Annotated in this window: 11 protein-coding genes; 2 read left to right on the plus strand and 9 right to left on the minus strand. The window is 57.2% G+C overall.

The window, feature by feature from the left end; translation table 11 throughout:
- Window positions 1–59 precede the first annotated feature (59 nt).
- Entirely contained in the window at window positions 60–2,789 is a 2,730-nt protein-coding gene (barA, locus tag NR302_RS14995) for a two-component sensor histidine kinase BarA (RefSeq protein WP_258143819.1), read from the plus strand.
- A 90-nt stretch (window positions 2,790–2,879) separates the two neighbouring features.
- Here the strand turns inward: barA and NR302_RS15000 are convergent, their stop codons facing one another.
- From NR302_RS15000 to NR302_RS15025, 6 genes are all read right to left on the minus strand, one after another.
- The gene (locus NR302_RS15000; protein ID WP_258143820.1) at window positions 2,880–4,019 is read right to left on the minus strand and encodes a glycerate kinase; all 1,140 of its coding nucleotides are present in this window, start codon (window positions 4,017–4,019) and stop codon (window positions 2,880–2,882) included.
- An 84-nt stretch (window positions 4,020–4,103) separates the two neighbouring features.
- A complete protein-coding gene (garR, locus tag NR302_RS15005; protein ID WP_179452258.1) occupies window positions 4,104–4,988 on the minus strand; it encodes a 2-hydroxy-3-oxopropionate reductase in 885 nt (294 codons plus the stop codon).
- Window positions 4,989–5,007: 19 nt separating this feature from the next.
- Window positions 5,008–5,775, minus strand: coding sequence for a 2-dehydro-3-deoxyglucarate aldolase (gene garL / locus NR302_RS15010; protein ID WP_061719917.1), 768 nt, complete (start codon window positions 5,773–5,775; stop codon window positions 5,008–5,010).
- Window positions 5,776–5,827: 52 nt separating this feature from the next.
- Window positions 5,828–7,159 (minus strand): glucarate dehydratase, encoded by a 1,332-nt coding sequence (gene gudD, locus NR302_RS15015; RefSeq protein ID WP_008101394.1) that lies wholly within the window; start codon window positions 7,157–7,159, stop codon window positions 5,828–5,830.
- A gap of 16 nt (window positions 7,160–7,175) precedes the next feature.
- Window positions 7,176–8,516, minus strand: coding sequence for a glucarate dehydratase family protein (locus NR302_RS15020; protein ID WP_258143821.1), 1,341 nt, complete (start codon window positions 8,514–8,516; stop codon window positions 7,176–7,178).
- A gap of 9 nt (window positions 8,517–8,525) precedes the next feature.
- Window positions 8,526–9,872, minus strand: a complete 1,347-nt coding sequence (locus NR302_RS15025; protein WP_008101389.1) for an MFS transporter — start codon at window positions 9,870–9,872, stop codon at window positions 8,526–8,528.
- A gap of 509 nt (window positions 9,873–10,381) precedes the next feature.
- On the opposite strand from NR302_RS15025, the gene garD reads away from it, so the two are divergent.
- On the plus strand, window positions 10,382–11,941 hold the full coding sequence (gene garD / locus NR302_RS15030; protein WP_008101386.1) for a galactarate dehydratase: 1,560 nt from the start codon (window positions 10,382–10,384) through the stop codon (window positions 11,939–11,941).
- Window positions 11,942–12,011: 70 nt separating this feature from the next.
- Here the strand turns inward: garD and NR302_RS15035 are convergent, their stop codons facing one another.
- Genes NR302_RS15035 through NR302_RS15045 form a run of 3 tightly spaced genes read right to left on the minus strand, consistent with a single transcriptional unit; the run spans window position 12,012 to window position 13,576 of the window.
- Window positions 12,012–12,458 carry a flavodoxin gene (locus NR302_RS15035; protein WP_008101384.1) on the minus strand — a complete coding sequence of 149 codons (447 nt, stop codon included), beginning with the start codon at window positions 12,456–12,458 and terminating at the stop codon, window positions 12,012–12,014.
- A gap of 12 nt (window positions 12,459–12,470) precedes the next feature.
- The gene (gene truC / locus NR302_RS15040; protein WP_154192339.1) at window positions 12,471–13,250 is read right to left on the minus strand and encodes a tRNA pseudouridine(65) synthase TruC; all 780 of its coding nucleotides are present in this window, start codon (window positions 13,248–13,250) and stop codon (window positions 12,471–12,473) included.
- Window positions 13,250–13,576 carry a YqcC family protein gene (locus tag NR302_RS15045; RefSeq protein WP_258143822.1) on the minus strand — a complete coding sequence of 109 codons (327 nt, stop codon included), beginning with the start codon at window positions 13,574–13,576 and terminating at the stop codon, window positions 13,250–13,252. Before NR302_RS15045 ends, truC begins: the two co-directional genes overlap by 1 nt.
- Between the last annotated feature and the right edge of the window lie 18 nt (window positions 13,577–13,594).

A 13,594-nucleotide genomic window follows, 5' to 3' on the forward strand; every position in this document is an offset into this window, starting at 1 on the left:
GCAGCCATTAACCGCGCTTGCACAGGGATAAAAATGCCAGGAATCGCCAGGCCACAATTATGACCAAATACAGCCTGCGGGCGCGAATGATGATTTTGATACTGGCGCCAACGCTGATGATTGGCCTGCTGCTCAGTACCTTCTTTGTGGTGCACCGCTACAACGAATTACAGCATCAGGTGCACGACGCGGGGGCGAACATCATCGAACCGCTGGCGGTCTCCAGTGAATACGGCATGACGTGGCACAACCGCGATGCGATTCGCGAATTAGTCAGCCTGCTGCATCGCCGCCACTCCAATATTGTCCGTGCCATCACCATTTTCGACAACAACAATCACGTCTACGTCACCTCGAATAACAACCAAAACCTCTCGTTATTACAGAAAGAGGACATCTCAACGCTGGAAGATGGCGTCTCGGTGGAGCGGCAAGGCAATGTGATGATTCTGCGCACGCCAATCATCTCCGAACGCTATTCGGTGGATGAGCTGCCGGGCGAAGATGCCAAACCGGCCGGGAATCCGCTGGGTTATGTGGCAATCGAACTGGATCTGCAATCGGTGCGGCTAGAGCAGTACAAAGAGGTGTTTGTTGCCACGCTGCTGCTGCTGTTCTGCCTGTGCATCGCCATGCTGTTTGCCTATCGCCTGATGCGCGACGTCACCGGCCCGATTCGCAACATGGTCACCACCGTGGACCGCATTCGCCGCGGCCAGCTGGACAGTCGCGTGGATGGCTACATGCTGGGCGAGCTGAGCATTCTGAAAAACGGCATCAACGCCATGGCGATGTCGCTCACCGCCTATCACGAAGAGATGCAGCAGAACATCGATCAGGCGACTTACGATCTACGTGAAACGCTGGAGCAGCTGGAGATTCAGAACGTGGAGCTGGATCTGGCGAAGAAGCGCGCGCAGGAAGCGGCTCGCATCAAATCAGAGTTTCTCGCCAACATGTCGCACGAGCTGCGAACGCCGCTAAATGGCGTGATCGGCTTTACTCGCCAGATGCTGAAAACCGGGCTGAGCACCAACCAGCGCGACTATATGAGCACCATCGAGCGTTCGGCGAATAACCTGCTGAGCATCATTAACGACGTGCTCGATTTCTCGAAACTGGAAGCCGGCAAGCTGGTACTGGAGTCGATCCCGTTCCCGCTGCGCGCCACGCTGGATGAAACGCTGGTGCTGCTGGCGCCGTCCGCCCACGACAAAGGGCTGGAAATTACCGTGTGCCTGGAAAAACAGGTGCCGGACAACGTGATTGGCGATCCGCTGCGTCTGCAGCAGATCATGATCAACCTGATTGGCAACGCGATTAAATTCACCGAGCACGGACATATTGATCTGCGCGTTGAGCTGCGCAGCATCAGCAACACGCGTGCTGAGCTGGAGATTCAGGTGCATGACACCGGCATCGGTATCTCTGAACAGCAGCAGTCACAACTTTTCCAGGCGTTTCGCCAGGCCGATGCCAGTATTTCACGTCGTCATGGCGGCACCGGTTTAGGGTTGGTGATCACGCAGAAACTGGTGAGCGAAATGGGCGGCGAAATTGCCTTCCACAGCCGTCAAAATCAGGGTTCCACCTTCTGGGTGCATATTCATCTCGATCTCAATCCGAACGCACCGGCCATTCCGCGCATGCTGGATGATTTACGTGCCACGCCGCTGGCGTATATCGAGCCACATCCGGCGGTGGCGAAAGCGGTGCAGGAGATGCTGAGCATCACACCGTTGCAGGTGCAGCACTTCTCCAGCCTGGAAGAGATGCCCGATACGCACTTTCCGCTGCTGCTGATGGGCTTGCCGGTCACCGAGCCGCATCCCGCGACGCTGTCGGATGCGTTGATTACGCGTCTGCATGCGCGTGCCGATTCGGTGCTGTTGGCGCTGCCGAGTGAAATGATGCTGTTTGCCGACGACTTGCGCGCGCGCGGCATTGCCGGTTGTATCGCCAAGCCAGTTTCGTTGACGCGTTTGCTGCCAATGCTGCTGGACTTACATGACTGGCAAAGCGATGCGCTGCCGCGTGGCGCACGTCAGCCGTTGACGGTAATGGCGGTGGATGACAATCCCGCCAACCTGAAACTGATTGGCGCGCTGCTGGAGGAGCAGGTGCAGCACATCATTCTGTGTGATAACGCCGAGCAGGCGATTCGCCAGGCGCGCCTGCACAAGCTGGACGTGATTCTGATGGACATTCAGATGCCGGATATCGATGGCATCCGCGCCAGCGAAATCATCCGCAGCCTGCCGCTGCACGCCACCACACCGATTGTCGCCGTAACCGCGCATGCGTTGGATGGCGAACGTGCGCAGCTTATCAATGCTGGCATGAATGACTATCTGGCGAAGCCGATTGACGAGGACAAACTGAGCCAACTGCTGCAACGCTACGCGCCGAACCGGGTCACGCCGCAGCAGCAACCGCCTGAAGTTGCGCCGTCGCTGGATTGGACACTAGCACTGCGTCAGGCCGCCAATAAACCTGACTTAGCCCGCGATCTGCTGCAAATGTTGCTCGATTTCCTGCCAGAAGTGGAAGAGCGCGTTGAGAGTGCGATGGCAAGTAATGATGTGGTGGGATTGCGCGAGATTATTCACAAGCTGCACGGCAGCGCCAGCTACAGCGGCGTGCCGCGCCTGAAGCAGCTGTGCCAGCAGCTGGAGAAGAGTTTGCATCAGGAGAGCGATATCGACGCGCTTGAGCCGGAGCTGCTGGAGTTAAGCGATGAGATGGCGAACGTGGGGCGAGAGGCGAGAAAATTGTTGGCGTTGGGTTAGTGCGGTGATGGACCAGGTCGGCATAAATGCCGACCCTACAACGGTATCATTCGTGCGAATTTGTAGGGTCGCCATTCATGGCGACCAGGCTTACAGCGCTTTACCCACCTTAATCACCGCCGCCACATTGCGCGCCGTCAAACGCACGTTCTGCGCCGCATTGGCCAGCGCGTCTTCCAGCGAACAAATGCTAAACAGCACGCTAAACACCGCATCCAGCCCATGTTGATGCACCACGCCGACATCCGCCGTCAAACTTCCGGCAATGCCAATCACCGGCTTATTAAACTGCTTCGCGACTTTTGCCACACCAATCGGCACCTTGCCGTTGATGCTTTGGCTATCAATGCGCCCTTCGCCGGTAATCACCAGATCGGCATCTTTTACCTGCTCAGCCAGGCCTAAGGCTTCGGTGACAATCTCAATACCGCTGCGCAACTCAGCCTGGCAAAACGCATGCAGCGCCGCGCCCATACCGCCCGCCGCGCCGCCGCCATCAATGTGTAAAACATCAATATCCAGATCGCGATGAATCAGGGTGGCGTAATGTTCCAGTGCTTTGTCCAGCTGCTGCACCAGTTCCGGCGTTGCGCCTTTTTGCGGACCAAAGATCGCCGACGCGCCCTTTTCACCGGTAAGCGGATTACTGACATCACAGGCCACTTCAAAGCGGCACTGCTTAATACGCGCATCCAGCTGTGCGATATCAATGTGCGCCAGCTGCGGCAATGCACCGCCGCCATAGGCAATTTCCTTGCCGTGCTCATCCAGCAGCTGTGCGCCCAGCGCCTGCATCATGCCGGAACCGCCATCATTGGTGGCGCTGCCGCCAATGCCGATGATGATGTGATCGACACCACGATCGAGCGCATCTTTGATCAGCTCGCCGGTGCCAAACGAGGTGGTAATCAGCGGATCGCGCTGTGCGGCAGGTACTAACTCCAGCCCGCTGGCCGCCGCCATTTCGATAAACGCGGTGCGCTCATCGCCTGACAAACCGTAGAACGCTTCCACTGGCTTGCCGAGCGGTCCAGTAACCGTCAGCCGGACAATGTTTCCCTGCGTTGCCGCCACCATCGCTTCAACCGTGCCTTCGCCACCGTCGGCAACCGGTATTTTCACGTAGTCAGCTTCAGGAAAGATCTCGCGGAATCCCGCTTCAATCGCCGAAGCCACTTCCAGGGCAGATAAACTCTCTTTATATGAATCCGGTGCGATGACAATTTTCATAGGCAATCCAGCGCGGTTGATGACGGACATCCGTCCTGCGAAGGCAGCGAGCCGCCCGGCATCCGCAGACGCCGGACGATTGCACTACCGGGTGATCTCAACTTTCGCTAATTTTTCATAATAGCAGGCCAGCGCGCTATGGTCGGAAGTGCCCTGTCCGTCCACCTTCAGCGCCTGCATCATCTCCATTACCGCAGCGGTCAGCGGCAGATGCGCGCCAATCTCGTGCGAAGTATCCAGCGCATTAGCCAGATCTTTGATGTGCAGATCGATACGGAAGCCCGGCTTGAAGTTACGATCCAGCACCATCGGCGCTTTGGCATCCAGCACGGTGCTGCCCGCCAGGCCACCACGAATCGCCTGATAAACCAGCTCAGGATTAACGCCCGCTTTGGTCGCCAGCGACAGCGCTTCTGACATCGCCGCGATGTTGAGCGCCACGATCACCTGATTCGCCAGCTTGGTGACGTTACCCGCGCCAATGTCGCCGGTGTGGACCACCGAACCCGCCATCGCTTTCATGATGTCGAAGCACTGATCGAACACCGCTTTATCACCGCCCACCATCACCGACAGCGTGCCTTCAATCGCTTTCGGCTCGCCGCCGCTGACTGGCGCATCAAGCATTTTGATGCCTTTCGCCGCCAGCGCATCATGCACTTCGCGGCTGGCTAACGGCGCAATGGAACTCATGTCGATAACAATCAGGCCCGGCTTCGCGCCTTCAATGATGCCGTTAGCGCCGAGGCATACCTCTTTAACCTGCGGCGAGTTCGGAACCATGGTGATCAGCACATCCACCTGTTCTGCTACCTCTTTTGGCGTCTTCGCCACGGTGGCGCCTAGCTCCACCAGCTCTGCTTCGTTGCCGACATTATGGTCGCGCACCACCAGCGAATAACCGGCTTTCACCAGGTTTTTACTCATCGGTTTGCCCATGATGCCGAGGCCGATAAATCCAATTTTCATTGCCTTTCCTCTCAGTCAGTTATTTTTTAAATTTGTCGCACAGCGCCTGCGTGGCGTTACGGAACACGCCCAGATCGCTGCCTACCGCCACAAAGCTGGCGCCCCACTCCAGATAGCGGCGCGCATCGGCTTCAACCGGTGCCAGAATCCCGCTCGGTTTCCCCGCCGCTTTGGCGCGTTCGAATACGTGTTTAATCACTTTCAATACTTCGGGATGCGCAGGCTGGCCGAGATAGCCGAGCGCTGCCGAGAGATCGCCCGGCCCCACGAAGATGCCATCGACACCATCGACTGCGGCGATAGCATCGATGTTGTCCACCGCCTGTTGCGTTTCGATCTGCACCAGCACCGTGATGTTATCGTTGATGGTGCTGTTGTAGTCCGGCAGCGTGCCGTACATGTTGCTGCGGTGCGAAACCGAGACACCGCGAATGCCAGCCGGTGGATAGCGAGTAGACGCCACCGCGCGAATCGCCTCTTCCTCGGTTTCCACAAACGGCACGAGGAAGTTGTAGAAGCCGATATCCAGCAAGCGCTTGATGATGATCGGTTCGTTGCACGGCGGACGCACCACCGGCGCGCTGTGGCTGCCCTTCAGCGCCATCAGCTGCGGTACAAAAGTGGTGATGTCGTTTGGCGCGTGTTCGCCATCCAGTACCAGCCAGTCAAAGCCCGCCAGGCCAAGCACTTCGGTGGTTAATGGATTAGCCAGCGCGCACCAGCTGCCAATCAGGGTTTCTCCTGCCAGCAAACGGCGACGAAAAGGGTTCGGCCAGGCATTGCTCATTGTCTTCACTCCTGTCGGTTACAGCAGGCTCCCGCGCGGGGAGCCGGAAAAGTTAGCGCACCAGGCACGGACGCTTGTTATCAAAGGTCCAGTTCGGTACGAGGAACTGCATGGCTTGCGCATCATCGCGCGCGCCCAAACCGTGTTTCTGATACAGCGCGTTGGCCTGCATCACCTGATCCATATCCAGCTCGACGCCGAGGCCCGGCTTTTGCGGCACCTGCACCATGCCGCCTTTAATCTGGAACGGCTCTTTGGTCAGGCGCTGATTGCCTTCCTGCCAAATCCAGTGGGTATCGATGGCAGTAATCGCGCCCGGTGCGGCGGCGGCAACATGGGTAAACATCGCCAGCGAGATGTCGAAATGGTTGTTAGAGTGCGAGCCCCACGTCAGGCCGAAGTCGTGGCACATCTGCGCTACGCGCACCGAACCCTGCATCGTCCAGAAGTGCGGATCGGCCAGCGGGATATCGACCGATTGCAGCGACAGCGTGTGGCCCATTTGACGCCAGTCGGTAGCGATCATGTTGGTGGCGGTCGGCATGCCGGTGGCGCGGCGGAACTCCGCCATCACTTCGCGACCGGAATAGCCTTGCTCGGCACCGCACGGATCTTCCGCATAGGCCAGCACGCCTTTCAGCTGCTTACCGAGCAGAATCGCCTCGTTCAGCGACCATGCACCGTTAGGATCGAGCGTTACGCGCGCCTGCGGGAAGCGCTTCGCCAGCGCCGTTACCGCTTCGGCCTCTTCGCCGCCGCGCAGCACGCCGCCTTTCAGTTTGAAATCGTTAAAGCCATATTTTTCATACGCCGCTTCCGCCAGGCGCACCACCGTATCCGGCGTCAGCGCTTCTTCGTGGCGCAGACGATACCAATCGCATTTGTCGTTTTCCTGGCTCTGATAAGGCAGCGAGGTTTTCTTGCGGTCGCCGACATAGAACAGGTAGCCAAGCATTTCCACGCGGTCACGTTGCTGACCATCGCCGAGCAGCGAGGCGACGTTCACGCCCAGGTGCTGGCCCAGCAGATCGAGCAGCGCCGCTTCAATGCCGGTCACCACGTGAATGGTGGTACGCAAATCAAAGGTTTGGTTGCCGCGCCCGCTGGAATCGCGATCGGCAAAGGTGCTGCGCACCAGGTTGAGGATGTTTTTGTATTCGCCAACGGTTTTCTGCACCACCAGCGCCGCCGCATCTTCCAGCGTCTGACGAATCTTTTCGCCGCCCGGAATCTCTCCCACGCCGGTATGTCCGGCATTGTCTTTAATAATGACGATATTGCGGGTGAAGAACGGAGAATGCGCGCCGCTCAGGTTGAGCAACATGCTGTCGTAACCGGCCACCGGAATGACCTGCAGCGATGTAATTTTCGGTGTCTGACTCATTTCCTGCTCCTTAGACTTAGCCGCGACCCAATGCTGGGCGCTTGCGGTCGAATGACCAATTGGGAACCAGATACTGCATAGCGGTGGCGTCATTACGTGCGCCCGCCGTCAGCGATTTGTACAAAGCGTTGGCCTGATGCAAGCGATCCCAATCCAGCTCGACGCCGAGGCCCGGCTTATCCGGCACGGCGATTTTGCCGTTGCGGATCTGCAGTGGCTCTTTGGTCAGGCGCTGATCGCCCTCCTGCCAAATCCAGTGCGTATCAATGGCGGTGGGTTTACCCGGTGCAGCAGCACCCACGTGGGTGAACATCGCTAGCGAAATATCGAAGTGGTTATTTGAGTGACAGCCCCAGGTTAATCCCCAGTCGTCGCACAACTGCGCCACGCGTACTGCGCCGCTCAGCGTCCAGAAGTGCGGATCGGCCAGCGGGATATCAACGGAATTGAGCATCACCGCGTGGTTCATTTCGCGCCAGTTGGTGGCGATCATGTTGGTGGCGACCGGCAAGCCCGTCGCACGGCGGAATTCGGCCATCACTTCGCGACCGGAATAACCCTGCTCGGCACCGCACGGATCTTCGGCGTAGGTCAGCACATCGCCCATGCCTTTACACAAGCGAATGGCTTCGTCGAGCGTCCAGGCACCGTTGGGATCGACGGTGATGCGCGCATCGGGAAAGCGTTTTTTCAGCGCTGCCGCCGATTCAATTTCCTGTTCGCCCGGCAGCACGCCGCCTTTGAGTTTGAAATCTTTGAAGCCGTATTTGTCCTGCGCCGCTTCCGCCAGCCGCACCACAGATTCCGGCGTTAGCGCCTCCTGATGGCGTAAGTGATACCAATCGTGGCTGGCATTTTCGCCGGTCAGATAGGGCAAATCGGTTTTGCGACGATCGCCGAGATAAAACAGATAACCCAGCACCGTGACTTCATCGCGCTGCTGGCCTGGACCGAGCAGTTCCGCCACCGGCACGCCGAGGCATTGGCCTAGCAGATCGAGCAGCGCGGCTTCCAGCGCGGCCACCGCATTGACGCGCAGCTCGAAGGTCCACGCGCCTTTGCCGAAGGTATCGAAATCCGCCGACTGATTGCCTTTGTGCACCTGCTGCACCAGACGATTCATGCGCGCAACCTGCTGACCTTTCACCTGAGGAATCGCCTCAATCAGCGTTTGGTAGATGGTTTCACCGCCCGGCGCTTCACCGACGCCGGTATGTCCGGCGCTGTCAGTGAGCACCACGATATTGCGGGTGAAGCAGGCGCTATGCGCGCCACCGATGTTGAGCAGCATGCTGTCGTAACCGGCAACCGGAATCACCTGCATGTCGGTGATGACCGGCGTACTTTGCGTAGTCATATTCCGTCCTTATGGCCTGGTTTTCAGTTCGACGCGTTTGATATCGCCGGCAATCACCAGGAAGCTAAATGCGGCGACAAAGGCATGGATACCGACATAAATCAGCGCGCCTTCGAAGGAACCGCTGGTGGCGATGATGTAACCGATAGCGATTGGCGTGACGATGCCGGAGAAGTTACCGAACATGTTGAACAGACCGCCGCTCAAACCGCTGATCTCTTTCGGTGCAGTATCTGCCATCACCGCCCAGCCCAGCGCGCCAATGCCTTTGCCGAAGAACGCCAGCGCCATGAAGAACACCACCACCCATTCGGTGTCGGTGTAGTTACACATCACCATCGAAATGGAAAGCAGCATGCCAAGCACAATCGGCGTTTTACGCGCGATATTCAGCGAACCGGTTTTGCGCATCAGGTAATCAGAAATCACCCCGCCCAATACGCCGCCGAGGAAGCCGCATACCGCTGGAATCGAGGCAATAAAGCCCGCCTTCAGAATCGACATACCGCGCGCCTGCACCAGATAAACCGGGAACCAGGTAATAAAGAAATAGGTTAAGGCGTTGACGCAGTATTGGCCGAGATAGATGCCCAGCATCATGCGGGAAGTCAGCAGCTGTTTGATCTGGAACCACTTCTCGCTCCAGCTCACTTTGCGGTCGTCCTTTTTGACGTCCATGTTGATCAGCGCGCCGCCCTGCTCCATGTACTCCAGCTCAGCTTTGTTAACGCCCGGATGATCGGTGGGATCGTGGATCACTTTCAACCAGATGAAGCTGAGGATGATGCCCAATCCGCCCATGAACCAGAACACGTGCGCCCAGCCCACTTCTGACACCAGCCAACCCATGATCGGCGCGAAGATCACCGTGGCGAAGTATTGCGCCGAGTTGAAGATTGCTACTGCGGTGCCGCGCTCCTGCGCCGGGAACCAGGCCGCAACGATGCGGCTGTTGCCGGGGAAGGATGGCGCTTCAGCCAGGCCGACCAGGAAGCGCAACAGGAACAGCGAAATGATAATGCCAAAGCCGCTGAACAGATCGACGAAGCCCTGCAGCAAGGTGAACAGCGACCAGAGGAAGATGCTCCAGAAGTAGACGCGTTTTGAGCCGAAGCGGTCGAGCAGCCAGCCGCCCGGAATCTGCCCAATAACGTACGCCCACGAGAAGGCGGAGAAGATGTAACCCAGGCCGACCGAATCAAGGCCGATATCTTTGGACATCGCCGAACCGGCAATTGAAATGGTTGCGCGGTCACCGTAGTTGAACGAGGTGACGATAAATAACATCACCACAATCCAGTAACGGGCATTGGTGCGCTTCTGCACCGCTTCCGCTGTCTGGCTGAAACTATTCATGATGCACTCCTGAAATATAGCGAACGCTACATCCACTCTGACTGCATACACATCGCGTTGGGTATCAGAATGATGTTGGGTTAAACACGGCGATTTTTATATTTGGCAATACGATGATGCGTCGTGACGAATAACCTAACGTTGAAGAACGAGAATCAGTATAGGAACAGCCTGGAGGCGAAACACTGGAAGAACGCATGAGGATTAAGGGCGAATGAGAATGATTTTATGGCATCTGCACATAACGCTGCGGCGTGGCTCACGGAACGCTTTTTTCCACCGCGATTTTGCCTGGTAAACGTACAGGCCAAGAGCAGTTTGTGAGTCCCTTCACTTGCGTTTGGATAAACGAACCAAAATCCTCTGATAAATCTCCTTAAAGCCAGTCAGTTGCACAATGCATACGGCAAATACCCCTGCATATACTGAGGCTGGCAAAAAACGATGACGTGATGGACGTATTTTAAACCGCGCTGCTAAGTACAGTGCGACGAACTGGAAGGTGAGCAATGAACCGTCCTCTGACAGAAAAACCGCTCTATATCAAAGTGCACGATGCCGATAACGTGGCGATCGTGGTCAACAATCAGGGATTGCCGTCCGGCACCCGTTTCGACGACGGGCTGCAACTGACTGAGCATGTGCCGCAGGGACATAAGGTCGCGTTGAGTGACATCCCGCAAGCGGGCGCGATCCTGCGCTACGGTGAAGTGATTGGCTATGCGCTGCGTCCGATCCCACAAGGTAGCTGGATTGAAGAATCACTGGTGGCGCTGCCCGAAGCGCCACCGCTCAACAGTTTGCCGCTGGCAAACAATGTGCCGCCCGCGCTGCCGCCGCTGGAAGGTTATACCTTCGAAGGCTATCGCAACGCGGATGGCAGCGTGGGCACGCGTAACCTGCTCGGTATCACCACCAGCGTCCACTGCGTGGCAGGCGTGGTGGATTATGTGGTGCAAATCATTGAGCGTGATTTGCTGCCGCGCTATCCCAATGTCGATGGCGTGGTGGCGCTGAATCATCTGTATGGCTGTGGCGTGGCAATCAATGCACCCGCTGCGGTGGTGCCGATTCGCACCATTCATAACCTGGCACTGAATCCCAATTTTGGTGGCGAAGTGATGATCGTCAGCCTCGGCTGCGAGAAATTACAGCCGGAACGTTTGCTGACCGGCACACCGGACGTGCAGGCAATTTCGCTGGATGACAACGACATTGTGCGTTTGCAGGATGAGCGGCTGGTCGGTTTTGGCGCGATGGTGGATGAAATCCTGCAGGTCGCTGAACGCCATCTGAAAAAGCTCAATCAACGCCAGCGTGAAACCTGTCCTGCATCAGAGCTGGTGATTGGCACACAATGCGGCGGCAGCGATGCTTTCTCTGGCGTAACGGCGAACCCCGCCGTGGGATTTGCTTCCGACTTGCTGGTGCGCTGCGGTGCGACTGTAATGTTCTCGGAAGTGACCGAGGTGCGTGATGCCATTCATCTGCTGACGCCGCGCGTGGTAGATGAAGCAGTCGGCAAACGGCTGCTGGAAGAGATGGCGTGGTATGACGATTATCTCAGCCAGGGCCAAACCGATCGCAGCGCCAATCCCTCGCCAGGCAACAAAAAAGGCGGGCTGGCGAATGTGGTGGAGAAAGCGCTGGGTTCGATTGCGAAGTCAGGTCGCAGCCCAATTGTTGAAGTGTTATCGCCAGGCCAGCGCCCTACCAAACGCGGGCTAATTTATGCAGCAACACCAGCCAGCGATTTCGTCTGTGGCACGCAGCAGATGGCATCGGGCATTACCTTGCAGGTGTTCACCACCGGGCGCGGCACGCCTTACGGTTTAGCCGCCATTCCGGTGATTAAGATGGCAACGCGCAATGCGCTGGCCGAACGCTGGCATGATTTGATGGATATTAATGCCGGAACTATTGCGACGGGCGAAGAGAGTATTGAACAGGTCGGTTGGCGACTGTTTGAGTTGATTCTGGATATTGCCAGCGGGCGCAAACAGACGTGGTCGGATCGTTGGGGGATCCGTAATCAGCTGGCGGTATTTAATCCGGCGCCGGTGACGTGATGACCAGGTTGGCATGAATGCCAACCCTACAACGCTTATGGAGGGTCGCCATTCATGGCGACCTCACCCATTACAGCAACTTACCCCAGCTCTCAACCCAAGGTGACGTCACTGATTCTGGCTCCGGATCTTCCGTCGCATCCACCAGCAGCACCTCGCCGATGCGCTGTGCACTCTGCTCCTGCAAAGTGGCATCGAAGGTTTTACCGGCACCGCAGAAATTGTCATAGCTGCTATCACCCAAGCCAATCACGCCGTAACGCAATTCGGGTTGATAACCCAGCTCATCACGCACCTTAACATACAGGCGGGCAATGTTATCCGGGAAGTCGCCCTGGCCGGTAGTTGAGGTGACAATCAGCACCACCTCTTTACTGTATGCCTGCCAATCCGCCATCGACGGATCTTCAAACACCTTCACCTCGTGGCCCTGCTCTTCCAGCACCGTCTGTGCTTCTTCAGCCACCAGCAGCGCATTGCCGTAAACCGTACCTGTAAAAATGCCAATCTTTGCCATCTTGCCGCTCCTTTATTCTGTTGGCTTATCCTGGACTGCATCAATGGCAAACTCAACCCTGGGAACATCAGGGATCTGATCCTGCCAGCCAAATTGATCAAGCATCTGCTGCCATACGCGATCCAACCCGGCGCGAATCACTAAGGGCTCGCCGGTGACGGGATGGGTAAAGCTAAGTGCGCTGGCGTGCAGCATCAGGCGATTAAGGCCAAAGTGTGCCGCCGCACCACGATTCTGGCGCAAATCGCCGTGCGCGCTGTCGCCAATAATCGGATGGCGCAGATGCACCATATGGCGGCGCAGTTGATGTTTACGGCCGGTGTGCGGAGCCATCTCCACCAGCGTATAGCGCGCGGTGTTATAACGGCTGATAGCGACCGGCATCTCAACGTGTGCCAGCGCCTGGTAATCCGTTACTGCCGGTTGGGCAACAGGCTCCTGAGTGGCGAATTTGTCAGCAATCTTATCCAGCTCTTCCACCAGCGGATAATCCAGCGTCGCGCCGCCTTCCAGCCAGCCGCGCAGCACCGCATGATAGGTTTTCTGCATCTGATGCTGTTCAAACTGCTGCGCCAGTAAATGGGCGACTTCACTCGATAAGGCCATCAGCAACACGCCAGAGGTTGGGCGGTCGAGTCGGTGCACGGTGAAGACATGCTGACCAATCTGGTCGCGCACCGTTTGCATCACCACCACTTTTTCGTTGCGATCGAGCCAGCTGCGATGCACCAGCCAACCGGCTGGCTTATTCACGGCGACCAGCCACTCATCTTGATAAAGGATTTCGAGCATCAGGCGGAAGGTTCCTGGAACAGCGCATCAAACTTATTGAGCGTCAGCAATAATGCCGCATAGCCCGCGGTTTCGGCTGGCAATGCGACTTCATAATAAGGTGTGATAGCGAAATTCTGCGGTAACGGCGCGCCACTTTCGAGCAGCGCATAAAAGCGCGGCATCAATACCCATTGCAGCCATTGCAGCGGCTCCATGGTATCAAGACAGAAAGGTTCGGTACTGGTGAAGGCGCTCGCCTCGGGGGATTGTGACTGCCAATGGCCGTGTTCGCGCATCACCGCTTCGACCTGCTGCAGGCGCTGAAAAATCATTTGCGACGACATGCGCCACCTCCAGAGAAA

This window comes from Pantoea sp. SOD02 (assembly GCF_024707505.1).
GTDB classification, from domain to species: Bacteria; Pseudomonadota; Gammaproteobacteria; order Enterobacterales; family Enterobacteriaceae; genus Pantoea; species Pantoea symbiotica.

Bases quoted from the DNA above. Each gene is read 5' to 3' on its own strand.
- barA (WP_258143819.1), top strand. From the start codon at position 60: ATGACCAAATACAGCCTGCGGGCGCGAATGATGATTTTGATACTGGCG.
- NR302_RS15035 (WP_008101384.1), bottom strand. From the start codon at position 12,458: ATGGCAAAGATTGGCATTTTTACAGGTACGGTTTACGGCAATGCGCTG.
- NR302_RS15025 (WP_008101389.1), bottom strand. From the start codon at position 9,872: ATGAATAGTTTCAGCCAGACAGCGGAAGCGGTGCAGAAGCGCACCAAT.
- garL (WP_061719917.1), bottom strand. From the start codon at position 5,775: ATGAGCAATGCCTGGCCGAACCCTTTTCGTCGCCGTTTGCTGGCAGGA.
- NR302_RS15020 (WP_258143821.1), bottom strand. From the start codon at position 8,516: ATGACTACGCAAAGTACGCCGGTCATCACCGACATGCAGGTGATTCCG.
- NR302_RS15045 (WP_258143822.1), bottom strand. From the start codon at position 13,576: ATGTCGTCGCAAATGATTTTTCAGCGCCTGCAGCAGGTCGAAGCGGTG.
- NR302_RS15000 (WP_258143820.1), bottom strand. From the start codon at position 4,019: ATGAAAATTGTCATCGCACCGGATTCATATAAAGAGAGTTTATCTGCC.
- gudD (WP_008101394.1), bottom strand. From the start codon at position 7,159: ATGAGTCAGACACCGAAAATTACATCGCTGCAGGTCATTCCGGTGGCC.
- garD (WP_008101386.1), top strand. From the start codon at position 10,382: ATGAACCGTCCTCTGACAGAAAAACCGCTCTATATCAAAGTGCACGAT.
- truC (WP_154192339.1), bottom strand. From the start codon at position 13,250: ATGCTCGAAATCCTTTATCAAGATGAGTGGCTGGTCGCCGTGAATAAG.
- garR (WP_179452258.1), bottom strand. From the start codon at position 4,988: ATGAAAATTGGATTTATCGGCCTCGGCATCATGGGCAAACCGATGAGT.